At 63.8% G+C, this 24,128-nt stretch carries 22 protein-coding genes and 1 tRNA gene; 15 read left to right on the top strand and 8 right to left on the bottom strand.

Annotated elements, in window-relative coordinates:
* Nucleotides 1–23: 23 nt before the first annotated feature.
* The 3 genes from OK015_RS18260 to aceE all read right to left on the bottom strand — a co-directional run bounded on the left by OK015_RS18260 (nucleotide 24) and on the right by aceE (nucleotide 5,315).
* Nucleotides 24–932: an ACP S-malonyltransferase gene (locus OK015_RS18260; RefSeq protein WP_268125135.1), complete on the bottom strand. Its 909-nt coding sequence runs from the start codon at nucleotides 930–932 to the stop codon at nucleotides 24–26.
* 140 nt (nucleotides 933–1,072) lie between these two features.
* Complete coding sequence (locus OK015_RS18255; RefSeq protein ID WP_268125133.1) at nucleotides 1,073–2,395, bottom strand: PucR family transcriptional regulator; 1,323 nt, start codon at nucleotides 2,393–2,395, stop codon at nucleotides 1,073–1,075.
* Between the two features lie 127 nt (nucleotides 2,396–2,522).
* Entirely contained in the window at nucleotides 2,523–5,315 is a 2,793-nt protein-coding gene (gene aceE / locus OK015_RS18250) for a pyruvate dehydrogenase (acetyl-transferring), homodimeric type (RefSeq protein WP_268125131.1), read from the bottom strand.
* A 209-nt stretch (nucleotides 5,316–5,524) separates the two neighbouring features.
* Between aceE and OK015_RS18245 the strand changes: the two genes are divergently transcribed.
* The 4 genes from OK015_RS18245 (at nucleotide 5,525) to OK015_RS18230 (ending at nucleotide 7,170) form a co-directional block, all read left to right on the top strand.
* Entirely contained in the window at nucleotides 5,525–6,079 is a 555-nt protein-coding gene (locus tag OK015_RS18245; RefSeq protein ID WP_442791311.1) for a hypothetical protein, read from the top strand.
* 84 nt (nucleotides 6,080–6,163) lie between these two features.
* On the top strand, nucleotides 6,164–6,586 hold the full coding sequence (locus tag OK015_RS18240; RefSeq protein ID WP_268125129.1) for a DUF3052 domain-containing protein: 423 nt from the start codon (nucleotides 6,164–6,166) through the stop codon (nucleotides 6,584–6,586).
* Entirely contained in the window at nucleotides 6,586–7,047 is a 462-nt protein-coding gene (locus tag OK015_RS18235) for a peroxiredoxin (protein WP_268125127.1), read from the top strand. The genes OK015_RS18240 and OK015_RS18235 overlap by 1 nt, the downstream gene beginning before the upstream one ends.
* 48 nt (nucleotides 7,048–7,095) lie before the next feature.
* Nucleotides 7,096–7,170: transfer RNA gene (locus OK015_RS18230), tRNA-Val, on the top strand.
* Between the two features lie 179 nt (nucleotides 7,171–7,349).
* Here OK015_RS18230 and OK015_RS18225 read toward each other — a convergent pair.
* Nucleotides 7,350–8,573: a PucR family transcriptional regulator gene (locus tag OK015_RS18225; RefSeq protein WP_268125125.1), complete on the bottom strand. Its 1,224-nt coding sequence runs from the start codon at nucleotides 8,571–8,573 to the stop codon at nucleotides 7,350–7,352.
* Between the two features lie 515 nt (nucleotides 8,574–9,088).
* On the opposite strand from OK015_RS18225, the gene OK015_RS18220 reads away from it, so the two are divergent.
* From OK015_RS18220 to OK015_RS18200, 5 genes are all read left to right on the top strand, one after another.
* Entirely contained in the window at nucleotides 9,089–10,327 is a 1,239-nt protein-coding gene (locus OK015_RS18220) for an MFS transporter (protein ID WP_268125123.1), read from the top strand.
* Nucleotides 10,324–11,664, top strand: a complete 1,341-nt coding sequence (locus OK015_RS18215; RefSeq protein WP_268125121.1) for an amidase — start codon at nucleotides 10,324–10,326, stop codon at nucleotides 11,662–11,664. Before OK015_RS18220 ends, OK015_RS18215 begins: the two co-directional genes overlap by 4 nt.
* Nucleotides 11,665–12,529: 865 nt before the next feature.
* A complete protein-coding gene (locus OK015_RS18210) occupies nucleotides 12,530–13,786 on the top strand; it encodes a M20 family metallo-hydrolase (RefSeq protein WP_268132871.1) in 1,257 nt (418 codons plus the stop codon).
* Nucleotides 13,787–13,889: 103 nt separating this feature from the next.
* On the top strand, nucleotides 13,890–15,323 hold the full coding sequence (locus tag OK015_RS18205) for an MFS transporter (RefSeq protein WP_268125119.1): 1,434 nt from the start codon (nucleotides 13,890–13,892) through the stop codon (nucleotides 15,321–15,323).
* A 385-nt stretch (nucleotides 15,324–15,708) separates the two neighbouring features.
* Nucleotides 15,709–16,389 (top strand): DUF2510 domain-containing protein, encoded by a 681-nt coding sequence (locus OK015_RS18200; RefSeq protein ID WP_268125117.1) that lies wholly within the window; start codon nucleotides 15,709–15,711, stop codon nucleotides 16,387–16,389.
* Between the two features lie 79 nt (nucleotides 16,390–16,468).
* On the opposite strand, the gene phoU is transcribed toward OK015_RS18200, so the two are convergent.
* A complete protein-coding gene (phoU, locus tag OK015_RS18195; RefSeq protein WP_268125115.1) occupies nucleotides 16,469–17,116 on the bottom strand; it encodes a phosphate signaling complex protein PhoU in 648 nt (215 codons plus the stop codon).
* A 147-nt stretch (nucleotides 17,117–17,263) separates the two neighbouring features.
* On the opposite strand from phoU, the gene OK015_RS18190 reads away from it, so the two are divergent.
* The 4 genes from OK015_RS18190 to OK015_RS18175 all read left to right on the top strand — a co-directional run bounded on the left by OK015_RS18190 (nucleotide 17,264) and on the right by OK015_RS18175 (nucleotide 19,786).
* On the top strand, nucleotides 17,264–17,563 hold the full coding sequence (locus tag OK015_RS18190) for a DUF3349 domain-containing protein (RefSeq protein WP_268125113.1): 300 nt from the start codon (nucleotides 17,264–17,266) through the stop codon (nucleotides 17,561–17,563).
* A 645-nt stretch (nucleotides 17,564–18,208) separates the two neighbouring features.
* Entirely contained in the window at nucleotides 18,209–18,454 is a 246-nt protein-coding gene (locus OK015_RS18185) for a hypothetical protein (RefSeq protein ID WP_268125111.1), read from the top strand.
* A 176-nt stretch (nucleotides 18,455–18,630) separates the two neighbouring features.
* Complete coding sequence (locus OK015_RS18180) at nucleotides 18,631–18,870, top strand: hypothetical protein (protein WP_268125109.1); 240 nt, start codon at nucleotides 18,631–18,633, stop codon at nucleotides 18,868–18,870.
* Between the two features lie 49 nt (nucleotides 18,871–18,919).
* Nucleotides 18,920–19,786 (top strand): DUF732 domain-containing protein, encoded by an 867-nt coding sequence (locus OK015_RS18175; RefSeq protein WP_268125107.1) that lies wholly within the window; start codon nucleotides 18,920–18,922, stop codon nucleotides 19,784–19,786.
* Between the two features lie 33 nt (nucleotides 19,787–19,819).
* On the opposite strand, the gene OK015_RS18170 is transcribed toward OK015_RS18175, so the two are convergent.
* Nucleotides 19,820–20,560 carry a maleylpyruvate isomerase N-terminal domain-containing protein gene (locus OK015_RS18170; RefSeq protein ID WP_268125105.1) on the bottom strand — a complete coding sequence of 247 codons (741 nt, stop codon included), beginning with the start codon at nucleotides 20,558–20,560 and terminating at the stop codon, nucleotides 19,820–19,822.
* Between the two features lie 108 nt (nucleotides 20,561–20,668).
* On the opposite strand from OK015_RS18170, the gene OK015_RS18165 reads away from it, so the two are divergent.
* Nucleotides 20,669–21,781: an epoxide hydrolase family protein gene (locus tag OK015_RS18165; RefSeq protein ID WP_268125103.1), complete on the top strand. Its 1,113-nt coding sequence runs from the start codon at nucleotides 20,669–20,671 to the stop codon at nucleotides 21,779–21,781.
* Nucleotides 21,782–21,784: 3 nt separating this feature from the next.
* Here the strand turns inward: OK015_RS18165 and OK015_RS18160 are convergent, their stop codons facing one another.
* Nucleotides 21,785–22,180 carry a VOC family protein gene (locus tag OK015_RS18160; RefSeq protein ID WP_268125101.1) on the bottom strand — a complete coding sequence of 132 codons (396 nt, stop codon included), beginning with the start codon at nucleotides 22,178–22,180 and terminating at the stop codon, nucleotides 21,785–21,787.
* Between the two features lie 49 nt (nucleotides 22,181–22,229).
* A complete protein-coding gene (locus tag OK015_RS18155; RefSeq protein ID WP_268125099.1) occupies nucleotides 22,230–23,045 on the bottom strand; it encodes an oxygenase MpaB family protein in 816 nt (271 codons plus the stop codon).
* A 109-nt stretch (nucleotides 23,046–23,154) separates the two neighbouring features.
* Here OK015_RS18155 and OK015_RS18150 point away from each other — a divergent pair, with 109 nt between their 5' ends.
* Nucleotides 23,155–24,099, top strand: coding sequence for a cobalamin biosynthesis protein (locus OK015_RS18150; protein WP_268125097.1), 945 nt, complete (start codon nucleotides 23,155–23,157; stop codon nucleotides 24,097–24,099).
* The last annotated feature ends 29 nt before the right edge of the window (nucleotides 24,100–24,128 follow it).

Below are 24,128 nucleotides of genomic sequence, written 5' to 3'. Positions count from 1 at the left end.
GGTTGTACTGGCGGCGGCTGGCGTTAGATGTCGGCCAGCCCGTCCAGGTCTGCGGGCGTTTTGACGGCACGTACCGTCACCCCCCGAAGCTCACGCTTGGCGATGCCGGCGAGCGTGCCCGCGGGGGGGAATTCCACGATCGCTTTGACATCGTGGGAAGCCAGCGTTGCGGTGCACAGGTCCCACCGCACCGGCTGGGTCAGCTGAGCGACCAGCGTTTCCATCGCCACGGCCGCCGTAGTGACCGCCTTTCCGTCCCGGTTGGACAGCAGCGTGGCAGTGGGCTCGGCGGTCGCGATGGCGGCCGCCGCGGCGGCGTAGCCCTCCAGCGCGGACGCCATGTACTTGGTGTGGAACGCTCCGGCCACGCCGAGAGCGCGCACCCGGGCCTTGGCCGGCGGGTCTTCGGCGAGCTTTTCCAGCGCGGTCAGCGGGCCGGCGGCGACAATCTGCCCGGCAGCGTTGCGGTTCGCGGGGAACAGGTCGAGCTGCTCGAGGCGGGTCAGGACCTCGGTCTCGTCTCCGCCCAGCACCGCGGACATGCCGGTCGGCTCGGCGGCGCAGGCCTTGGCCATCTCGGCGCCACGGGTGGCGGCCAGGGCGACGGCGTCATCGGCGCCGATCACGCCGGCGATGGCGTAGGCGGCGATCTCGCCGACCGAATGACCGGCCACGACGAAGTCTTCGCCGGTGAAGACGCCGCGCTTGGTCAGCTCCTGATGGGCGAGCAGCGTGGCGGCGACGACCAGCGGCTGAGTGACCGCCGTGTCGGTGATCTCTTCGGTCGACGCGGTGGTGCCCAGTCGCACGAGGTCCAGGCCGCTGGCCTTCGACCACAGAGTCATCTGCTCGGTCGCGCCGGGCAATTCCAGCCACGGCGAGAGCATCCCCTCGGTCTGCGAACCCTGTCCGGGCGCAAGTAACGCAATCACGTGTCTAAGAGAACACTGTGGAAACGGTTTTGGCGGGTGTAACAGATTATGAACCTCGTCTTAGGTTTTTGTAGGTAACCCACAAAACCGCTCGACAAGCTACGTATTTGAGACCGCGCCGCGACCTGTTGCCTGAATCACTATCGTGCCGACGGCGCCGCAGAACCCCGTCTGACCGGCAGCGGAACCGCCGTTATTGCGCCGTTACCAACACTAGCGGGATGGGTGGGGTAGTTGAGTTGGCCCACCGTCGCGGCCACTCGCAACACGTACGCGTCGCGTGGTTGGGTGGGATCGCGCCCGGTGAAGTCGGTGATGCGCTTCAGCCGATATCGCACGGTGTTTGGATGAACGAACAACTTGCGGGCGCAGGCCTCAATCGCGCCGCCACAATCTAAGTAAGCATCAAGAGTTTCGATCAGTGTGGGCCCGGCGTCTGCCAGCGGCCCCATCACGTCGGTGTGCAACGCCACGATGGCTGAGGCATCACCCATTAAAGCGCGTTCCGGCAACAGCTCTCGGGCGTGCACGGGCCGCGGCGCGCCGTGCCAGCCGGCGACGGCGTTCATGCCCGAAATCGCCTCGCTGGCGCTGTGATAGGCCGCGGTCAGCATCGGTGCGGTGGGCCCGACGACCACCGGGCCGTCGGAGAACGCTTTCAGCAGATCGCCCAGAAACTTGTCGGTCGGTGACAGCTGGCCCGACACGATGGCCACCAGCCAGGTGCCGTGCACGTCGGTGAGGGCCGCACGGGCGTGCTGAGCTGCGATATCGCGAACGACCTGGCTGGCCCGCTCGCTGGCGCCCTCGCCGTTGGTGTTGTCGCGGGCGGGGGCCGGGGTTCCGACCACCACCGTCGCCGGAGCGGTGGTGTCCCAGTTCAGCGCGGCCGCGCGGGACAACAGCTCGGGGCCGGTGTCGCCGCGCACGACGGCGTCGACAACGCTGGCCTCCATCCGGCTGTCCCAGGTGCCGCGGGCCTCGGCCGCATCCGCGTAGGTGCCGGCGAAGGTGAAGGCCAGGTCGCGGCTGTACTTCAAAATCCCCACCGTGAGGGCGGTCAGCTGTTCTTCGGAACGGGCCAGTAGCGGCACGACTTCCTCGAAGAACTCCATCGTCACCCGCACCATGTCCACGCTGTGGCGCAAGGCAATTCGCCGGGTCAGATCCTGGGGGACCAACTCGAAGGCCTGCGCGGTGTAGCTGACATTGCTGTGCGGGTCGTTCATCCACTCGACGAAGTTCACGATCGCGGTCTGCACCACCAGCGCGACGCTGGCCCGCTGAGAGGCTTCCAGCTCGCCGAAGAACGGCAACCGCTCCTGCATGGCCGCGACGGCCTCGGTGGCCAGCCGGCCCGAGTACTGCTTCAACCGCCGCAGCAGCGACTCCGGCACCGAGTCCAACAGCTCGAGGGGCGACCTTGGCTTGGCGAACGGGCCAGCGAAGGGGTTGTCAGTCACCCCTAAAAGCTACGCCTGATTTCTGGAACTATCCGCCAAAGCATGCCCCGCGTCTTAGGGGCGTCTCAAGATGCGTCTGCCGAACGTGGAGTCAGTTTCACGCTCGCTCGGAGGCGCGAGCAGGCCGTTAAGCGCCGGGGCCAGGATCGGACGTCTGCTTCGGGGCGGCCTGTACGTCGTCGATCCGGTACTGACGAGCCGCCGCGACCGGCACCGACGGGTCGATTTCGCCGTCGCGGGCCAGGGCTTCCAGCACCGCCACCACCTGTGATTCGGCATCGGTGTTGAAGAATCGCCGGGCCGCCGGGCGGGTATCGGAGAAGCCGAACCCGTCGGTGCCCAGCGTGACGTAGGTGCCGGGCACCCACGGTCGGATCTGCTCGGGGACCCCGCGCATCCAGTCCGACACGGCGATCACCGGGCCGGTGGCCCCCTCGAGCGCCTTCGTGATGTACGGGACGCCGGCCGGCTTGTCCGGGTGGCGCAGCTGAGCCTGCTGGATGGCCAGGCCGTCGCGGTTGAGTTCGCCCCAACTGGTCACCGACCACACGTCGGCGGCGACATCCCACTCGGCGGCCAGCAACTCGGCGGCCTTCACCGCCGACGGCATCGCGACCCCGGAGGCCAGGATCTGCGCGGCGTTGGTGCGTGGTTCGGTGGCCGCCCGGTAGCGGTAGATCCCGCGCAGCACGCCCTCGGGATCGAAGTTGTCCGGCTCGGGCGGCTGTACATACGGCTCGTTGTAGATCGTGATGTAGAAGTAGACGTTCTCCGGATTCTGGCCGAACATCCGGGCCAGTCCGCTCTCGATGATGTAGGCGATCTCATAGGCGAACGCGGGGTCGTATGAGACGACCGCCGGGTTGGTCGCGGCCAACAGCAACGAGTGGCCGTCGGCGTGCTGCAAGCCCTCACCGGTCAGGGTGGTGCGGCCGGCGGTGGCGCCGAGCAGGAAGCCGCGCGCCATCTGGTCGGCGGCGGCCCACAGGCCGTCGCCGGTGCGCTGGAACCCGAACATCGAATAGAAGATGTAGATCGGGATCATCGGTTCGTTGTGCGTCGCATACGACGTGCCGGCCGCGGTGAACGACGCCGCCGAGCCCGCCTCGTTGATGCCCTCGTGCAGGATCTGGCCGATTTCACTTTCCTTGTACGCCAACATCAAATCGGCGTCCACGGCGGTGTAGAGCTGGCCGAGCCGGTTGTAGATCTTCAGCGAAGGGAACCACGAGTCCATGCCGAACGTGCGTGCCTCGTCGGGAATGATCGGCACGATGCGCGGGCCGATCTCCTTGTCCCGCAACACTTCCTTGAACGTCCGGACCGTCGCCATGGTAGTGGCGACCTCCTGGGTGCCCGAACCCTTCTTCAGCGGGGCGTAGATGTCACGGCTCGGAAGCTTGAGCGCCTTGGCTTTGGTCGGGCGCTCGGGCAAGAAGCCGCCCAGCTGGCGACGCCGGTCCAGCATGTAGCGGATTTCCGGGGCGTCGGGTCCCGGGTGGTAGTAGGGCGGCAGATAGGGATCTTCCTCGAGCTGAGCATCGCTGATCGGAATCCGGATGGCGTCGCGGAAGTACTTAAGGTCTTCTATCGCAAGCTTTTTCATCTGGTGCGTGGCGTTGCGTCCCTGGAAGTGGGCGCCCAGCGAGTAGCCCTTGATGGTCTTGGCCAGGATCACCGTCGGCTGTCCCTTGTGGTCGACGGCGCCGCGGTAGGCGGCGTACACCTTGCGGTAGTCGTGGCCACCGCGCTTGAGGTTCCAGATCTCGGCGTCGGTCATCGGCTCGACGAGCGCCTTGGTACGCGGGTCGCGCCCGAAGAAGTGATCGCGGACATACGCGCCGTCGTTGGCCTTGTAGGTCTGGTAGTCACCGTCGGGCGTGGTGTTCATCAGGTTGACCAGCGCGCCGTCCTTGTCGGCGTGCAGCAGGGCGTCCCACTCGCGGCCCCAGACCACCTTGATGACGTTCCAGCCGGCACCGCGGAAGAACGATTCCAGCTCCTGGATGATCTTGCCGTTGCCGCGCACCGGGCCGTCCAGGCGCTGCAGGTTGCAGTTGATGACGAAGGTCAGGTTGTCCAGGCCCTCGTTGGCCGCCACCTGGATCAGGCCGCGGCTTTCCGGTTCGTCCATCTCGCCGTCGCCGAGGAACGCCCATACGTGCTGATCGGAGGTGTCCTTGATGCCGCGATCATGCAGGTAGTGGTTGAACCGGGCCTGGTAGATGGCGTTCATCGGGCCGAGGCCCATCGACACCGTCGGGAACTCCCAGAAGTCCGGCATCAGCCGCGGGTGCGGATACGACGGCAGCCCGCCGCCGGGGTGGCTGTGCTCCTGGCGGAAGCCGTCCAGCCGGTCAGCGGTCAGCCGGCCCTCGAGGAAAGCGCGCGCGTAGATCCCCGGGGACGCGTGGCCCTGGATGAACACCTGGTCCCCGCCGCCGGGGTGCGTTTTGCCGCGGAAGAAGTGGTTGAAGCCGACCTCGTACAGCGCCGCCGACGAGGCGTACGTCGAAATGTGGCCACCCACACCGATTCCCGGCCGCTGGGCGCGGTGCACCATGATCGCGGCGTTCCATCTGATCCAGGCCCGGAAGCGACGTTCGACATCCTCATCGCCGGGGAACCACGGCTCCAGCTCGGTCGGGATGGTGTTGACGTAGTCGGTCGACGTCAGCGCCGGGATGGCGACCCGCTGTTCGCCCGCTCGTTCCAGCAACCGCAGCATCAGGTAGCGCGCCCGCGCCGGGCCCGAGCGCGCCAGCAGGTCGTCGAAGGACTCCAGCCACTCCGAGGTCTCCTCGGGATCGATGTCGGGCAGGTACGACGCCACACCGTCCCGGATGACCCGGACGCGATCGGGTTCGCTTCCGTTGCTTGGGGTTTTGGCCAGATCGTGGCGTGCGAACTCGGTCGTCAACGCACTACTCCTGCTGTCGGCGGTCACCTGCATGCGTGCTGTCCCCCTATCGTGCCGTACCGGCGCCTCGGGCGGGTAGCCGCAATCCCTTCGCTGGCGAACGTTCACCCACCGACACCAAACCTCGGTGCGTCTGGGGCGTCGGCAATGGCCACCCGGTAACGTCAGAACCCGTGCTCAACAGAGGGAAAGTCGTCCCGCGCACGCCTGTGGGAAAGTTGCCCAAGCGTGGCGCGCTGGCGCTCGGCTGCATCGCCGTCGCGCTGATGGGCATCGTGGGGTGTACCACTGTCACCAGCGGCACGGCAGGACCCGATACGAAGGTGGCTCCGGCTTACCGGCAGTCAGTCTCGTCGTCGGTGTCTGCGTCGATCGCGACCTCGAGCGTGCGGGAGTCCCAGCGGCAGCAATCGCTGACGACCAAGGCGGTGCGCAGCTCCTGCGACTCGCTAGCCACCACCAGCAAGGATGCCATCGACAAGGTGAATGCCTACGTCGGGGCGTTCAACGGGGGCCGCGGCACCGGTCCGTTCGAGGGCCCGGCGGTCGACGCGCTCAACAACAGCGCCTCGACGGTGAGCAACAGCTTCAACGACGCGCTGTCGTCGCAGCTGAAGGACGCGTTCAACGCCTATATCGACGCGGCGCACGGGGTGGCGAACGCGATCGGCACCCACGCGGGGACCGGGGAATTCAACCGTCGGGTCGATCGACTCAACGACACCAAGACCAAAGCGCTGAAACTCTGCCTGGCGTCCTTCTGAGGCGGAGTGTGAACCAGGTTCTGGCTGTGCGACGATAATCCCCAATCGCATGGCGCGCACGGGTGTTGTTAAGGAGGTTCCACAGTGGTCGCGGCGGATGACGCCTCGAACTACGCTCGCAAACTGGGCGTCCAACGAGACCAGGTTGTCCAGGAGTTTGGCTGGGACGAGGACACCGACGACGACATCCGCGGTGCGGTCGAGGAAGCTTGCGGCGCTGAGCTGCTCGATGAGGACACCGACGAGGTGGTCGACGTCGTGCTGCTCTGGTGGCGAGACGGCGACGGCGATCTGGTGGACACCCTGATGGACGCCATCAGCCCATTGGCCGAGGACGGCGTGATTTGGGTGTTGACGCCCAAGACCGGCAAGCCCGGCCACGTGCTGCCCGCCGAGATCGCCGAGGCGGCGCCGACCGCCGGCCTGATGCCGACGTCGTCGGTCAACCTGGGGGATTGGAGCGCCAGCCGGCTGGTGCAACCGAAGTCGCGCGCCGGGAAGCGCTAATGCTCGCTGTCGGGACGACAGCCCCGGATTTCACTCTTCGCGACCAAAACCAGCAGCGCGTCACGCTGAGCAGCTATCGCGGCGACAAGAATGTCCTGCTCGTGTTCTTCCCGTTGGCCTTCACCGGTATTTGCCAGGGTGAGCTGGACCGGCTGCGCGATCACTTGCCCGAGTTTGACAACGACGACAGCGTGGCGCTGGCCATCTCGGTGGGGCCGCCGCCCACGCACAAGATCTGGTCCATCGAAAGCGGGTTCACCTTTCCGGTGCTGTCGGACTTCTGGCCGCACGGCGAGGTCAGCCAGGCCTATGGCGTGTTCAACGACCAGGCCGGCTATTCCAATCGCGGTACCTTCGTGGTCGACCGGTCCGGGATCATCCGGTTTGCCGAGATGAAAGAGCCCGGCGAAGCGCGCGATCAGGGATTGTGGGCGGATGCGCTGGCGGCGTTGCGGGCCTGAGAGTTTGGGGTCTGAGCCGACGGGCGTGTAGCCTGCCTCCGGCATAGAGGGCGCGTAGCTCAGTGGTAGAGCTCTGGTTTTACACACCAGCGGTCGGCGGTTCGATACCGTCCGCGCCCACCAGCAATGCAGGTCAGCGTCATACCGTGATCCAATCGGTCCGCATGGATAGGCCTCCGGCGGGCCAGCCAGCTGGGCTCGCACACCCGGTTACGCTCGTCACGCGATTTGACGCCCGAGCAGCGGGGTGCGCACCCGTCGCTCCCGCGCAGGGCTAGTGCGTGCGTGATAGGCGCTTGGCGTCACAGAGATCTGTCTGCGAAGGCGATGAGTGCTTGCGCCGCATCCTTTGGTACTGACATGTCTAATCCGGTCAGTTCTTTGAACCGCCGCAGCCGTTTCATCACGGTATTGCGATGGCAGAAGAGTGTTGCCGCGGTACGGGAGATGTCCCCGGTTCGGGAGTAGGTCCGGACTGTCATCAGCAGGTGGTGTCGTTCAGGTTCGCTAAGAGCGTCGACGCTTTGAAGCACGCTGTCGATGAATTGAGGCATTCGAGTTCGCAGGCTTGCGCCGGCCATCAAGCTCCAGACATCAGACATTGCCGCGGGGCCCGCGAACGTGGGCGGCAGGACAAGCGCGATCTCGCAGGCCACCCTCGCGGCGTGCCGCACGCCCTGCAAGCCCAGGTGAAGAGGGGCGACTCCGCAGGCGACTTGGGCAAGCGCTGCAGCATCGGCGCTGCAACGCCATCCCTCCGGGACGCCTAGCAGTGCGGTGCCGTCCGTCGGGGGCGCCGACCAGAACACAACCGTGCAGCCGCCCCACGCGTGGCTGTAGGCGTGGCGCCCTTGTCTGCGTAATTGTTCTGCGAATGCGCGTAATGATTCGTCGTTGGTGATCGGAGCTGCAGCCACCCACAGCCGACCGTCCACGGGGATCGACAGAGTTGCGCTGGCGCGAGCCGTAAGCTCGGGCGGCTCAGGATCGTCGGAAAGTAGCAGGGCCACAAAGGATTGCTTGCTCATCGACTTCTCTTCGGCCATGAGCACTCGTTCATCCATGAAGGCGCTGTGAATACGGCCGGCGAAAGAGTCGACAGCCGTCCAGACGTGCTGAACGTGGACCGCCAGGGTCAGAGCGTCGCTTTGTTTGGCAAGCCACAAAAGGTGCGACCACAACAGACCGAAGTCCAGGTGGATCGCTGCAGTGAGCTTCTGGCCTTCGACCCCCTGGCGGGCGCGTCGGACACCGACTCTGTGTGGAAAGTCGACGTCCGAAGTGACAGGTGGTTTGGCCGAACCGGCAGCGGCATGGCGACGTAACTCAGAGAGGAGGAAGTCGAATGCATCCCTGGATGACTCGCGCAACTCTTGGGGTTCGACCAATCCCTCGTAGTACAGGTGCCCTTCCTTGATCTCCTGCATGAAGCGGTCCGCAAGTACATCGCGCCATCCATCAAGCTCTCCGAGAAGTTCGAGCCAGCGTGCCGCCGTGGTCACGCGGATGCGATCGACACTCTTCATGAGTCGAATTTAGTGACGGTGTAGTGACATCGATCCATGTCAAGTGCGTCTGCTCCGCGGTCCTGATCACCAGGTTCGGGTTTCCGTCGTCGGATTGGGGTGGGGACTGTAACGAGTGGATCAACCGGTGTTAACGCGGTTTGTCGCGAGTTTCCAACGGATATCGGTGTTGTTGGGGTTCTTGGCGGTTTCCTGTAGCGGCACGGTGGGTCGCCGGGTTGAGCGGTCGTTGGGTGTGCAGATGCACACTTGGTGGGGGATAACTGGTTGCTCTTTGTTGTCGTGGTGATAGTGCGTCTTGTTCTAACTTCCTTAACAACCGCGACATGTCGATTGCCGGGAATGCTTGCGCTGCGGGGTGTGATGATCCGGCACCGGCCACCGTGGGGGAAGACAGACACAGCACAGGAAGTGAGTATCCGTTGATCAGGAGACCGTCAATGGATAAGGGGCTTCTACAGCCGCTGGTTCGTCGAATTTCGGCATCACCGCTTCTAACTTACTCCGCTAGGTGAATGACATTGACAAGATCACGATGGACAATAATCGTTGTTCTATTCGCGACATGGCTAATTTCATACTTCGACAGATCGCTGGTCGCGACCGCTCTTCCCTTCATTGGTCACGACTTCGGCCTGTCGTCAACCCTAAAAGGCGTCGTCAGCAGCGCTTTCTTTATCGGATACGCTGCCGTGCAGATCCCGGGCGGCGTTCTGGCTGACCGGGTTGGTCCCCGCCGGGTCGCATTCGCAGCTGTGCTGGGCTGGTCAATATTCTGTGCCCTCACTGGAGCGGCGTGGAGCATTCTGACACTGATTACGGTGAGAGTCCTGTTCGGTTTGGCCGAAGGGGCATTCTCTCCCGCCTCCTGGAAAATCCTCTCGATGACGGTAGATGAGACAAATCGCGCCCGGGCTAACGCGCTGATGCTTACATCGAATCTTGTTGGACCGGCTCTGGCGCCGATAGTACTGGTTCCGTTCATTGCATCTATCGGCTGGCGTCCCGCATTCTGGTGCCTCGCTATACCTGGTATTTTTGCTGCTATTGCCTGTTGGAAGTACCTTCCGGCTGCTACGAACGGATCTGATGTCAAGGGCAAGGCGCAGAACCAGACGCTCCCGATTGCGTCTGAGTCGATCTCCATGCGGAAGGCTCTGATGAACCCGGTCATCGGGAAACTGTTCCTCATATGGGGAACATGGGACATAACCTGGTGGGGATTCGTCTCTTGGGTGCCTTCATACCTGTATTCCGGACGATCCTTTTCCCTGGAAAAGACCGGTCTATTGGCATCTCTCCCGTTTGCTGTTGGCATCATTGGAATGTTGGGCGCTGGCTATGCCGCTGATCGAATCGCGAAGCGTCGCACAGTAATCATGGTTTGCCTTGTCGGAAACGCCACCTTCCTTACTTTGCTTGCTTTTGCGCAAAGCCCGGCCGCCGCGATCACGTGCCTAATTGGAGTCGGCTTCTTCCTACCCGCCATGTACGGGCCGTTCTGGTCACTCCCGATGCAACTCCTCCCGAGTTCACTCATGGGCGCGGGCGCGGGAGTGATTAACTTTGCGGGACAGATTGCGGGATTTATCTCACCCATCGTCATCGGTTACACGGTCGGCGTCACGGGCACGTATACCGCCGGATTTCTGTTCCTCGCGGCGGCGGCCGTCGTCTGTTTTCTGATTACCGCGACCCTTCGCGAACCAAGCCGGGAAGTTCCGCATGCAGCCACAGTTAGCAGCGCGTCATGATGAAGTCCGCAAGCGTCCGGGCATCGGTTTCTTCATCGCTAGCGGAAATTAGCCAGTCAGATCAGGAAATTCAGGCATTTGAAGAGGTCTTTGCCGATGATGCGTTTGCGCAGGCTGAGCTTCTTGACGCTGACGCCGACCATTTAGCTGGGAGAGATTTCAGAGCGGACAAAGAGCCATTGCTCGGCATGACGCTCGGGGTCAAGGATATATTCGACCTGAGCGGTCGCATCCCGGGCAACGGGAATCGTGCGGCTTTCGAAATGCTCCCTCACGAAGTCCCTGAGAATGACGCTCCACTTATACGTCTACTACGTGACGCTGGCGCGGTCGTCACGGGTATGACCAGGACGACGGAGCTTTGTTGGTATCAACCAACCCGCACGCGAAACCCGCATGATCTGAGCTGTACCCCCGGAGGATCTTCGAGCGGATCCGCGGCCGCCGTCGCCGCCAAGATGGTGAGCGTGGCGGTCGGGAGTCAGACGAATGGCTCGGTAGTCAGACCTGCCAGCTACTGTGGACTTTTTGCATATAAAGCAGGCTATGACCGGGTAGACATTACTGGGATGACGCGAATCACTAAGTCATTCGATCATCCCGGGTTCTTTGCCCGCGATGCGGTGAGCCTGATAAAACTGGCAGAAGTTGCGGGAGACTTCCGAGTGCCCGCCGATATTTCCGGCTATCGCCTTGGCGCCGTTGACATGCAAGATCTTGCCGATGTAGAAGACGAAGTTCTGGAAGTGTTTAAGACGTATGTAGGGCAACTCCGGGAAGCCGGTCACAAGATCGAGCACGTACGACTTCCAGAGTTATTAGCACCGAGGACATTCGATGCATACTATGATGTGTTGGCACCGGAAATCTATCGATTACACGAGAATCTGCTCGCCCCTCACGTGATCGACAATATCGGACCCAAGACTATCGAAATTCTGCAGCGCGGACGAGATACAACTGATGCCCAGCAACGTGAAGCCAACAAGGCGGCATCAGATATTCGAGCGCGGGTGGATAGCTATTTCGACCAGTATGATGCCCTGATACTGCCAGCGGCAACATCCTCCGCACCGAAATCGCTTACAACTACTGGGTCGCCGGCGCTGTCGACGCTCTCGAGTCTGGCCGGCGTTCCTGTCACGGTCATACCCGCGGGGCTTGGCCGATCCGGCCTCCCGGTGGGTATCCAGATTTGGGGCCGGTTGGGAGCCGACGAAACCGTCCTGGCAATACTTGCCGCGTTGCCGTCCGATTACGTCCAACCGCAGAAGCTTGTGCGGAATTCGTCCAGGGGTCCCAGTTTCGATGCCGGAAACGGGGTTCGGAGTGTCTGAACCCGCCAATTGCGGTTAAGCAGCGTGTTGACCAAGATTCCCGACGGGAGGATGCAAGCCGACGTCAGCGACAGGTCCCATGGTGCGGTTCCGACAACACCATTGAGATCCAATCGCGAATAGGCCCAAGTTGTACTGCGACCAACTTCACGAGCAGGCCAATATCCTTGCGGCGCTGCCGAAGCCAGCACCTCCGAGCGGCGCCGCGGCCAGCTACCGCGACGAAACCTCGAGTTGGAATACGTCAATTACCCCTGCAGCCCCGCAGTCGGGCCCTGAGCAAAGGTGTGCACGACTTTCCAGGTGTCAGAAACGCATGTGGTCTTAACCGCATCGTTAGTCGAAAGCGTAAGTGGGGGCGTCCGCTTCGTCTCGTTGGAAGCCTGCCTCCAGCAAAAGCTGACTACAACCTCTGTCGGGTGAGGTCTCGGGACATTAGTCGACTGTTGCGGTTCAGTGGATTTCGGGTTTCCGTCGTCGGATTGGGGGTGGGGACTGTAACGAGTGGATCAACCGGTGTTAACGCGGTTTGTCGCGAGTTTCCAACGGATATCGGTGTTGTTGGGGTTCTTGGCGGTTTCCTGTAGCGGCACGGTGGGTCGCCGGGTTGAGCGGTCGTTGGGTGTGCAGATGCACACTTGGTGGCGGATAACTGGTTGCTCTTTGTTGTCGTGGTGATAGTGCGTCTTGTTCTAACTTCCTTAACAACCGCGACATGTCGATTGCCGGGAATGCTTGCGCTGCGGGGTGTGATGATCCGGCACCGGCCACCGTGGGGAAAGACAGACACAGCACAGGAAGTGAGTATCCGTTGATTGCTCGCAGCGAGGCTGAGCGTGCCATAGGCTCGTCGAGATCTCCGAACATGGACGATGCCTTCCTCAGCGATTTCGCGGTGATGTCCACTTTCGGCGCCACCGGCGGGGGTGGGGTGGAACGACAGGCCGCGACGCTCGAATACGGACAGACCCGTAAATGGCTCGTTAACTGGTTGGGCGATCACGGGTTTCGCGTCGAGCGCGACCGCATCGGCAACCTGTTCGGATTCCTCGAACTGACTCCCGGAGCCCCATATGTGCTCGCTGGCTCTCACCTCGACAGCCAGCCACGGGGCGGGAAATTTGACGGCGCCTACGGAGTGCTCGCGGCCGCGCACGCCGCAGTGCGAGTCCAAGAGAACTATCGACGAACAGGCGCTCGCGCTGCGGTGAACATCGCCGTCGTGGACTGGTTCAACGAAGAGGGTTCGCGCTTTAAACCGAGCATGATGGGCAGCGCCGTCTTTACGCGAAAGCTGAACCTCGAAGACGCGCTGAACACGACCGACCAATCGGGCGCCACCGTGCGCGAAGCATTATCAGGCATCGGCGAGCTCGGGTTGACCGCCATTGGCCTTGAGAGCGTAGTTGTCGCGGCCTATGTCGAGATCCACATTGAACAGGGCAAGACGCTTGAAAAAGAAGCAACGGATATTGGCCTGGTTGTGTCTACGTGGGCGGCGAATAAGTATGAGATTTCAGTCCTTGGCGCACAGGCGCATACGGGCGCGACCGACATGGAAGACCGTCAGGACGCGCTTTACGGCGCGGCACTGACGGTGGCCGCTGTCCGCGAGATCGCCGACAAGTTTCCGGGGCAGTTGCACAGCTCGTGCGGTCAGCTGACCGTGTTCCCGAATTCTCCTAACGTGGTTGCCGGCGAGGTCTATATGTACGTTGACCTACGCTCCTCCGACGATGCAATCCTGGTTGAGGCTGAAGAAATCCTGCGACAACAGTGCGCAGCCATTGAGGTGAAAGCCAACGTCAAAATCGAGAAACGACGCTCACATAGCTGGTCGGCGAATTACTACCAACCCGAAGGCGTCGAACTCGCTCGCCGAACTGCCGAAGATCTGGGCCTGAGCCACGCGGAGATCCGCACCCGAGCCGGGCACGACTCAACCAATATGAAGGATCTGGTCCCAACGGTGATGTTGTTCGTTCCCAGTGTTGGCGGAATCTCACATAGCGAACTCGAGTACACCGCCGGCCCGGACCTGTGCAACGGAGTGGCGCTACTCGCCGAACTGCTTGCACGCATTACTAGCGGCGAACTCGCCAGCGCCACCGGACAGCCCTGAGCACGCCCTAGAGGTCGCCGACGAGGTCGACTGCAACTCCCCACCGGCACAGTGGTTTAGGTTCGTCCACTGACCGGTCAGCACGCCATGCCCCTGACCTCAAATGCCGAGCGCGCCGTCGCATCTCGGACAGCACAGCACACCGATAGGACGTCCCCACGTGGTCATACAACACCCCGCCATGACGGCACCTAGAGACGTCCGCCGCGCCCGCCAAGTCACCGTGGCAGCACTAATAGGCACGACCCTGGAATGGTACGACTTCTTCATCTTCGGAACCGCCGCGGCTTTGGTGTTCAATAAGCAATTCTTCGTTAGCAACGACCCCATCATCGGCGTCCTCGCCTCGTTCGCGACTCTTGCTGTCGGCTTTGGCGCCCGGCCGATCGGAGGCCTCATCTTCGGTCGGCTTGGCGATCGAATCGGACGTCGCACGACCGTGCTGATCACCATCGGACTGATCGGCCTTGTGACCGGGGCGATCGGCATACTGCCGAATTACAGCTCGATCGGGGTGTGGGCACCAGTGGCCTTGGTTGCCTTGCGGCTCACGCAAGGCTTAGCGCTCGGTGGCGAGTGGAGCGGGGCCGTCGTCATGACCAGCGAACATGCGCCATCACACCGCCGGGCTCTCTACACTGCGATTCCGTTGATCGGATCTCCGCTTGGCACTCTGCTGTCATCAGGTGCGTTTCTCGCGGTCGCCGCTCTTCCGGGCGAGTCATTCAATACCTGGGGATGGCGCCTGCCGTTCCTCGCGGCGTTCCCACTGTTGTTGGTTGCCTTATACATACGATGGAAGCTCGACGAATCACCCGATTTTCGAACGCTCGTAGAATCCGGAGCTGTGGAAAAGTCGCCGGTGTCAATGGTTCTGCGATCGATGTATAGGCAACTCTTGGCAGGCGCCGCAGCGTCTCTTATTGGCATGGGCGGGTTCTATTTGGTGACAACGTTTGTCATCAGCTACGGAACCCGTGTACTCCATCTGTCCCGATCGCTCCTGCTTCTGGCAACTCTGTTCGGCGCGGTGGCCGAGAGCGGAGTCCTTATCGCCGCGGGATACTTGGCACTTCGGTATGGCGTCTACAAGGTCGCGGCTGTCGGTGGAATGCTCAGCATGGTAGTGGCGTGGCCGGTGTTCCTGGCCATCGATTCTCGCCAGCCTGTTGTGGTCGTCATCGCGATCGTCGTGGCGATCATCGCCCTCAACATCGCCTACGGAGTATGCGGCACCCTGATGGCCGGCCTGTTTCCGGCACCACTGCGCTACACGGGTGTTGCTCTGGCATCGAACACTGCAGCGACCTTCTCAGGAGCGGTGCCGCTGCTCGCTACCTACTTCTTGACTCTTACCGGCGACCAATCCTGGCCCAGCGCTGCGCTCTTCGCGGTTATGGGTGCGATCACTACCGTTGGTGCTCTCAGCGCTCGGTCGCTCGCCGCTGATCCTCAGGCCCCAACCCGGCACGGTCCCGTGGCCACTGCCGACGAGAGGCAATCTTTCGAACATGTCGCGAATGCCGCCACCTCGTGACCCAGGCTCGCTGCTGGCTGGATCCCAGCCGCGGCGGCGTTAACCTCATTTCCCCCCAACACCGGCTTCCATTCGGCATCATTTGCGGCTTTCCGAGCACACGCCCACCGGTGTGCTGACGCCTGCTAGCGAGACACAGTGGACGCGGGCGGGCCGCTGAACTGGGTATTTCAAGACGCGATGGCTCAGGTGAGATGCGGCAGTCAGTTTGACTCGGTAGGTCGGCGTTCGCGGCGGCGGCACACCTCGCCGGGTGCCGACGTGTCCCCGGCCAGAGAGCCGGAATCTTGGGCGAAGCTGCTGCCGCCGTTCGACGATTAGCATGGATTTTGAGCGGCCATCGCGGCGGGTAGCGGAAGGGCGCCGTCACGACGAAGGTGCAAAGATGCCATCTGAACATGCGCCGCCCCCGCCGAAATCGGCGCCAGGGTGGTACCCCGATCCCGCAGGGGTAGGCCACGGGTTGCAACGGTACTTCGATGGCAGCAACTGGACCAGCGAGTGGGCTTTCGCCACAGAGCCGCCAAAGAAAGGCTTATCGGGAAAGGCAGCCCTGGCCCTGGCGGCACTCTGTGTGCTCGTTCTTCTCATCATCGTCGGTAGAAGCTGGGGTTTCGACACCAAGAATGACAGCCCATCGACCTCGAGCGCTCCGGCCACGGCGGGACCGTCGACACCGACCGAGGCGGCGCCATCGACTCCGGCAGGCCCCAAAAAGCCGGACGGAGTAGCGTTCGCCACTTCTCCGGGCCCGAACGGCGACATCGTCAACGCCCGATTTGCGATTCGTGACAGCTACACCGAGAAGATGATCAAAGACGGAGCCCGGCTCGACACCATCGACATTCTCAAGTACGCAAGAGCGACCTATCCTGACGCTTCCGCGGTGAACGTGCAGGGCACCTTCCCGATGACCGACCCGTACGGCAATACCTCGACTCAGGTGGCCATCGACCTCACGTATTCGCGAGCAACGTTGAACAAGATCAACTTCGATGGCGTGAGCAAAAACAGCATCTGGGAGATTCGCGATTCCGGCTCTGTTCTTCCGGCCTTCGAGCCCTAGCCGAGGTGCCTGCGGGTGTCGGGGGCCGCAAATGAGCCAGCCATATCGCGTATTTGCGGAGCGGCACGGCTGAGGATGTTCACCCGCTGCGAGCTTCGCCGGTCGTTTGGAAGATGACGCGGCGCCCGATCTCGACGGCGTGGTCGGCGAAGCGCTCGTAGAAGCGGCCCAGCAGGGTGACGTCGACAGCAGTCGATACACCGTGCGGCCAGTTCTTCTCTTTGAGGACGGTGAAGAGGTGTTGGTGGAGCTGGTTCATCTCGACGTCATCCCGGCTGATCTGTGCGGCTTGCTGCGGATCGCGTGAGAGCACGACATGTCTTGCACTGCGGCCCAAATCCACCGCGATCCGTCCCATCTCGGCGAAGTCGCCGCTGACCTCTTCGGGTAATGCGCGGTCTGGATGGCGTCGGCGCGCGATTTTGGCGACGTGCAACGCCAAGCCGCCCATCCGTTCGGCGTCGGCGACGCTCTGCATCGACCCAACCACGGTTCGTAGATCGCTTGCGACGGGCGCCTGCAGTGCCAGCAGCACAAATGCGGTTTCTTCGGCCTCACTTCGCATCCGTGCCAGGCGCGTGTGGCCGGTGATTACTACTTCGGCGATGGTGAGGTCCGCTTCCAGCAGCGCCTGAGTCGCCTGTTCCATCGCCAGACCTGCCAGGCCGCACATCTGGCTTAGGCTCTCACCGAGCGAGTCGAGCTGCTCGTGGAACGCTGTGCGCATGGCGCAACCTTAAGAGGACAAGTACAACCGATGTCGTGGGTTGGACACATTATTAATAGACAATTTCCGCTGGGTGAAAGGGGTTCCCCAGTTGTGGCGCAACCAGCAAGGGTTGTTAACCCAGGAAGTCGTAGAGCGGGGAAGTTTATGATGCTGTCGGATGTGGTGATGCGGATTGTCGGCTTCCTGCGTGCCGGCTACCCCGAAGGTATTCCGACGCGCGACTACGTCCCTCTGCTTGCGCTGCTTCGCCGCCGTCTTTCTGACGACGATGTCATCGCTGTCGCCGCTCAGGTGATCTCGCGTAACGACAGACCGGTAGATGTCACCGACGTGCGGGTGGCAATCACCAAGCTCACCAATGAAATGCCTTCGCCGGAAGATGCCGAGCGGGTAAAGCAACGGCTGGCCGCAGTCGGCTGGCCGGTTGATGACGTGGCCGACTGATGATCCCTGCGTGGCCGACCGAGTGACGGCGTAGTTGCCCGATCGGCCGCGGCCCGGGATCGACTAACCCGACTTATGTGGGAACTGTTGAGCAGCTTGCTATCTCGTGATGCCCCGAGTACTTCGGGGTAGCAGTCCGACTGCAGTGGTAGGTGCGCTCAGGGTTGTCGTGACGTACTAGTCAGACCTGCGAACGGCGCCGGCCCGCAGGTGTGCCTGGCCGTCCCGCCCTGGATGTTCGGCTTCGTCGAGTCGGCGGGGCTTGCTGCGGTCCCGTTCGGGACCAATCCGTCGCACCTGGGCGGAGTCGTGATGCGGCGGACACCCGGATCTTGGCGGACTGGAGCAAATTTGGGCGCATACAGTCACCCGGCGCGGAGCCGGCTCCGTCCGCGAATTGTGTTCCACCACTGCGGATTTAGTGACTCCACAGGTGCGCTCCATCCTCATACCGGCCTGCGTCGTTCGCGCCCGCGAGGTAGCCGCCACGATGGCCAGATGCACCGAAACCACGCAGGGGCAGCCGATCTGCTCGAGCACGCCGCCGGTGGCGGATGCCGCGGCTAGACCCCGGCCGCGGGCGATTCGTATGAAGCGAGGTGCTCGGGTGTCGGTAATGACCGGGGTATGGCATTGTCTGGGGACGTGAGCGAGCTACCCGGTTTTGACACCGCGAGCGCGGGACACGCGGCGCCCGCCGTCGGGCCGCTGTCGGCGGCGCATCAACCGGCGACCAAAGCCGATCTGTACGCCGCGGTCGATGCCCTGCGCGCCGACATGCGCGAGCTGATGAACGAGGTCCGCAAGCTGGTTCAGGAAGCGGATCGTCGGGTGGCCGAGGCCGAGCGGGCCAAGGGGGTCGATCGCGCCGGCCTCGACGACGCGTGGTGACGGGGGTCTCACTCGGCGGGACCTCGGGCTGTGCCGGCTTTTTGTAGCACCCCGACCAGCCGATCGGCACGGCGTCGAAAGACGCTCCTCCAGTTGATATTTCACAGGCCGGAAAACGTCTTTCACAGCTCGGACTTCAGCCAGCCAACACAGAACGCCGGCGGTACCATCTTGATATGTCGTTGGCCAGCGGCAGTGCGATTGCTGGGCGTATCGTCCAGCGGCTGCTGGGATGTATTGAGATGGACGAAGTTCACTTCGCCCGTCATGTCTGGTTGCCCGGCGGCAAAGCGCTCAGCGTATTGAGCACCGGCGTCTACGCGGACGACGCCTACTACCGATGTCTCCTGAGAGAGACGGATCCGGCGCGCGTCAACGACGCCACCCGCAGGCGATCGCGCCTGCGGCCTAGGTGATTATCCGAAGTCCGTACGGGACGGGCTATTGCAGAACGGAAGTCCTCTCATGTTTACCGGCACCTCCAGATTCACTGGCATCACCAGCCATGTCGGCATTCCGGTCGCCGCCATTGCGTTGCTAAGCGGCATTGCAATTTTGCGCGGCGGTGCAGCAGCGGCTGACCCGAACGACGACAAATTTCTGGCGCTGCTCGACGATGAAGGCATCCCCGCCATGGAAGGCGTGCCAAGCCTCGTCGACACAGCTCACAAGGTTTGTCAGGCACTGGATACCGGCACGCCGGCGAACCGCGTCGTGGACGCGCTGGTCGACTATGCGGTGAGCAATGATCCGACCCAGCGCCAAATCGCCCCCGGCCGCCTCGCACGCACCGAAGGGCGATTCGTCGTTGCGGCGGTGGGGGCCTACTGCCCGTACGACAAAAACAAGCTCGCGATCCTCATCACCCGTCCCAAAGCGGGATGGAATGAGCCGACCCGCCGGGCCGCCGACGGCATTCGCCCTTCGGGTTTTCAGGTGCATGGCAGCGCGCCCGTCTCGCTGATCGGAATTGTTCCCCCCGCAGGGATCGCCGATCCGAACCCGCCGGCGATTCCGGAACCACCGCCGTTGGCGCACCTCCAGACACCACCGCTGCCGATCGCGGCACCGCCCAGACCGCAGCAGCCATTACCGCAGCAGTTGCCTGCGCCTCCGCAGCAGTTGCCTGCGCCTCCGCAACAGTTGCCGCCGCCCCCGCAGGAGCCACCGCCGCCGCCTCCTCAGCAGTTGCCGCCGCCGCCGCAGGAGCCACCGCCGCCTCCTCAACAGTTGCCGCCACCCCCACAGGAACCGCCGCCTTCGCCCCAACAGCCGCCGCCACCACCACCCTCGCCGCCGATGACGCCGGGGTACGTCAAACTCGCACCCTGAGGCCCAGGCCGCGCCACACTTGACCAGCAGCCGCTATTCGATGAGGTCTCTGGTTGGTGGTCGCACCGCCGTCGTTTGGAAAATCGGTAACAGCGCCGCGGCGTCTCCCACCCAGGGCAGCGCCGAGAGCTGACGGCGGCTGCGCCGTCCGCCGAAGACACGTAGCGCTTCGAAATCGCTGAGCTCGACCGCGATTTCGCCGGCGGCCTTGGTGGGGTCGCCGAGCTGGGTGGTGCCGGTCGTCGGGGTCGTCAAACGCAGGCACGGATACGCGTTTCGCCGGATCGCACGGTCGACCATGGTGATCAGGTATCCGGCCGCCACCGCGAACGCCGGATCGGCTGTCCGAGAACCGGGTTCGCCTAGCGCGCCGCGGATATCGTGTTCGTGCGTAAGGGCATCGAAAACCGATTGGGCGCCAAAGAGTTTCGGGCTATCCGCGACGAGTTCCGTGACAGCGTCGGTCGCCTGCGCCCACTGGTCGAGTATCTGGTCGACGCTGTGGTCGGCAAGACGATCGAGCTGGGCCTGGGTCCACGCGTCGGTGCCCGCGTCATCGAGGTTGCGCGAGGCCAGGTCCTGGGCGGTGCCGGCCAGGTGGCACACCGTCTGGTGAATCGTCCACCCGGGGCAGGCCGGCACGATGTGCTCGCCCACGCCGGTGCGGCCCCGGAGCAGGGCATCGACGCGGCGCTGCACGGTCCGATACGCCGCCGCGGCGTCGACGGGGGAACGCAAGTAGCGTCTTGCGCCGGTCGTTGTCGCCTCGGGCATGGCGGAGACGCTACCAAATGCTAAGAGAATGGTAAGAGCAACGCGCGGAATTGCGAGCGCTGACGGGGCGGCTGTCGCCGGGTTCATCCATGGCGGCACTATGAATTCGTGAAGCCGTTTCGAATCGACGTTCCCGACGACGTACTCGACGATCTTCGATCGCGGCTGGAGCGCACCCGATGGCCGGAAGCCGAATGTGTGGACGACTGGAGCCAGGGCATACCGCTGGCCTACACCCGCGAATTGGCCGACTACTGGGCCAACGACTACGACTGGCGGCCTCGCGAGGCCGCGCTCAACCGCTTCGACCAGTTCACCACCGAAATCGACGGGCTGGACCTTCATTTCATTCATCAGCGGTCCCCGCACGAGGGCGCGTTTCCACTGGTGATCACACACGGCTGGCCGGGCTCAATTGTGGAGTTCCACAAGGTGATCGAGCCGCTGACCAATCCCGCGTCTGGACGCGCCGAGGACGCTTTCCATGTCGTGTGCCCCTCGCTTCCCGGGTACGGCTTCTCCGGCAAGCCCACCAGCACCGGGTGGGGAGTGGAAAAGATCGCCGAGGCCTGGGAACAGCTGATGCTGCGCCTCGGCTACGACCGCTACGGCGCCCAGGGCGGTGACTGGGGTGCGGCGGTGACCACGCAGATCGGCCGAAACGGCGGGAGCTGCGTGGCTATTCATCTGAACATGCCGATCGGCTCTCCGGGCAACCTCGACAACCCGACCGATGAGGAGAAAGCGGCCCTGGCCAGCCTGGCCGAGCATCAGAAGTGGGGCACTGGCTATTCGAAACAGCAATCCACCCGGCCCCAGACTCTCGGCTACGGTCTGGTCGATTCACCGGTGGGACAACTGGCGTGGATCGTCGAAAAGTTTTGGGCGTGGGCGGATTGCGGCGGGAACCCCGAGAATGCGTTCAGTCGAGACGAGCTGCTGGACAACGTGATGGTGTATTGGGTGACCGGCACAGCCGCGTCCTCGGCTCGGCTGTATTGGGAGAGCTTCCAGGTCTGGCGGGGCGGCAATCGCGTCGAATTGCCGACCGGCGTCGCCGCCTTCCCCGGCGAACTGTTGAAGCCGCCACGGAAGTGGTGCAAGACGAACTACAACATCACGCACTGGACCAAGATGCCGCGCGGCGGTCACTTCGCCGCGTTCGAACAACCGGAGCTGTTCGTCGACGACGTCCGCGCGTTTTTCGCCACGATTCGCTGAGCGTTACCCCGGCGGCGCGAAGAACTCCAACGGGATGCCGTCGGGGTCGCGAAAGCTCAACCCCGAGCCGTACGACTCGTCGACGATGCCGCCGTGTTCGATTCCCAGCTCGCCCAGCCGGTCCACCCAGCTCTCCAGCTCGGCGCGGTTGGCGCACCCGAACCCGACGTGGTCCAGGCCGACGCGGTGCTCGCTGAATTCCTCGTCGGGTGCCCGGTGATCATGCTGATGGATGCCGAATACCGTGCCATTTTCGAGCAGCCACACCTGATGCCGGAAACCGGCGTCGGTGTGTTCGTCAAGCATCGGATCGGCGCCGAGAAGGCTGCGGTACCAGGGGCCGCTGACGCCGATGTCACGCACCGTGACCGCGATGTGGTTGAGGGCGGGGAAGGCCATGATTCGACTTTACGGCCAGCCCAGCATCGTGGCCTGTGGGTCGGCCCATCTAGACGATCCGCCAGCCGCGGCGCGCTCGAAATCGCATGTCCCACAAGTAAAGCTGATAACCGAAGACCCACGCGCGGTGCGGGATGAACAGATCGGCCAGCCGCAGGGCGGACACCAGCCACTCAAACCGGCGCTGCTGACGCTGCGACCAGTCCAACCCCATCATCGCCCGAAACTCCGGGGCCAAGAACCCCGTCGTCGCGAACAGGTTGAGCGGACCGGTCAGCACTCGCAACGGCCAGGGCAAAAACGCCATCGCGGCCACGCCGCGCAGATGCTCACCCACCGGCGGGTCGATGTGCAGTTCGTCAAGCGAACGCTTCCAGTACTCGTCGAACGCGACCCGGTCCCGCGGCCACAGCCGCTCGGGCACCTGCAGCGTGGTGCCCAACCGCTTGGCGTCGCGATAGACCGCGTCGGCGCCGGCCTCATCGAGCGGGCCATGCAGGAACTCGTGCTGGTCGACGAAGTAGCGATACAGGCAGGCGGCCACCCAGAGCTGCAGCTTGGGGTCGAAGGCGTTGTAGGGGACCGGGCTGGCCGACGTGGACCGCACCTGGCGGTGGGCCACGTCGACGGCGTCGCGGATCAGCGCGCGGTCGGACTCGTTCCCGATGGTCGCCACCGCGAGGTAAGTGCCGGTGGTGCGGGCCCGCTTGAACGGGTGCTTGTACACGTTGCCGCTATCCACCGGGCTTTCCAGCACGCCGTACCCGACGCCCGGCAGGGACAGCTGCATGATCACGTTCGCCGCGGGCAGGAGCGGCGCCGCGGCGTTGAGCAGGTCAGCGACCCGGGTCGCGGGTCGCTTCACCGCCGGCCCGCACCAGAAAGCTTCATACAAGCGAGTAGACCACGCAGCGGGCTGACGGCACAGGCGGTCGGCGAACCCACTTGCATCGCGAATGTGAGACGCTGCCGAGGTGCTCGCGACGCGGACCCGGATCGTCGGCGTGCTGGTCGGCTACCTGACCGACCTCGCGCTGAGCGACCCGCACAGGGGTCATCCGGTCGCGGTTTTCGGTCAAGCGGCCGCCAAGCTGGAGCAGGTCACCTACCGCGACACCAAGATCGCCGGTGCGCTACACGTGAGCCTGGCGGTCGGCACGGTGGGGCTGCTCGCCGCGGCGGTGCAGCGAACCGCCGCGCGCCGCGGGCCGCGCTGGTCGATCGCCACCACCGCCGCGGCCACCTGGGTCGCGCTGGGCGGAACGTCGCTGGCGCGCACCGGCCTGGAGATGGCGCAGCTGCTCGATCGCAACGACGTCGAGGCCGCGCGGCGACTGCTGCCGTCGCTGTGCGGACGCGATCCGGCCCGGCTGGATGGCGCGGGATTGACCCGGGCGGCGCTGGAATCCGTTGCCGAGAACACCTCCGACGCCCAGGTGGCACCGCTGCTGTGGGCGACCGCGGGGGGAGTGCCCGCTGTGCTGGTTTACCGCGCCATCAACACTCTGGATGCGATGATCGGCCACCGCTCGCCACGCTACATCCGATTCGGTTGGGCTGCAGCACGATTGGACGACCTAGCCAACTATACCCCGGCCCGGGTTACCGCGGGGCTGGTGGTGGTGTGTGCACCGCTGGTCGGCGGATCGCCGTCGAGTGCGGTCGCGGCCTGGCACCGCGACGCGGTCCGGCATCCCAGTCCCAACGCCGGGGTCGTCGAGGCGGCCTTCGCCGGAGCGCTGGACGTTCGGCTGGGTGGCCCCACGCAGTACCAGCACGAGCTGCAGATTCGCCCCACGCTCGGCGACGGGCGCGAGCCCGCCGTGGCCGACCTGCGCCGCGCGGTGACGCTGTCGCGGCTGGTGCAACTGGCGGCCGCCTCGCTGGCCGCGTTGTCGAGTGTGCGTTGGCGGCGTTGAATGTGCGGGTGGGGCGCCCTCAGCGCGCA

Source organism: Mycobacterium sp. Aquia_216, assembly GCF_026723865.1.
In the GTDB taxonomy this organism is placed as follows: Bacteria; Actinomycetota; Actinomycetes; order Mycobacteriales; family Mycobacteriaceae; genus Mycobacterium.
Note: the sequence above shows the minus strand (reverse complement) of the source record. Positions and strands in the feature narration are given on the sequence as shown.

Excerpts from the sequence above, each read along its gene's own strand:
- OK015_RS18235 (WP_268125127.1), top strand. The coding sequence starts at position 6,586 with ATGCTCGCTGTCGGGACGACAGCCCCGGATTTCACTCTTCGCGACCAA.
- OK015_RS18225 (WP_268125125.1), bottom strand. The coding sequence starts at position 8,573 with ATGAAGAGTGTCGATCGCATCCGCGTGACCACGGCGGCACGCTGGCTC.
- OK015_RS18220 (WP_268125123.1), top strand. The coding sequence starts at position 9,089 with ATGACATTGACAAGATCACGATGGACAATAATCGTTGTTCTATTCGCG.
- OK015_RS18215 (WP_268125121.1), top strand. The coding sequence starts at position 10,324 with ATGATGAAGTCCGCAAGCGTCCGGGCATCGGTTTCTTCATCGCTAGCG.
- OK015_RS18210 (WP_268132871.1), top strand. The coding sequence starts at position 12,530 with ATGGACGATGCCTTCCTCAGCGATTTCGCGGTGATGTCCACTTTCGGC.
- OK015_RS18205 (WP_268125119.1), top strand. The coding sequence starts at position 13,890 with ATGCCGAGCGCGCCGTCGCATCTCGGACAGCACAGCACACCGATAGGA.
- OK015_RS18200 (WP_268125117.1), top strand. The coding sequence starts at position 15,709 with ATGCCATCTGAACATGCGCCGCCCCCGCCGAAATCGGCGCCAGGGTGG.
- phoU (WP_268125115.1), bottom strand. The coding sequence starts at position 17,116 with ATGCGCACAGCGTTCCACGAGCAGCTCGACTCGCTCGGTGAGAGCCTA.
- OK015_RS18190 (WP_268125113.1), top strand. The coding sequence starts at position 17,264 with ATGATGCTGTCGGATGTGGTGATGCGGATTGTCGGCTTCCTGCGTGCC.
- OK015_RS18180 (WP_268125109.1), top strand. The coding sequence starts at position 18,631 with ATGTCGTTGGCCAGCGGCAGTGCGATTGCTGGGCGTATCGTCCAGCGG.
- OK015_RS18175 (WP_268125107.1), top strand. The coding sequence starts at position 18,920 with ATGTTTACCGGCACCTCCAGATTCACTGGCATCACCAGCCATGTCGGC.
- OK015_RS18170 (WP_268125105.1), bottom strand. The coding sequence starts at position 20,560 with ATGCCCGAGGCGACAACGACCGGCGCAAGACGCTACTTGCGTTCCCCC.
- OK015_RS18160 (WP_268125101.1), bottom strand. The coding sequence starts at position 22,180 with ATGGCCTTCCCCGCCCTCAACCACATCGCGGTCACGGTGCGTGACATC.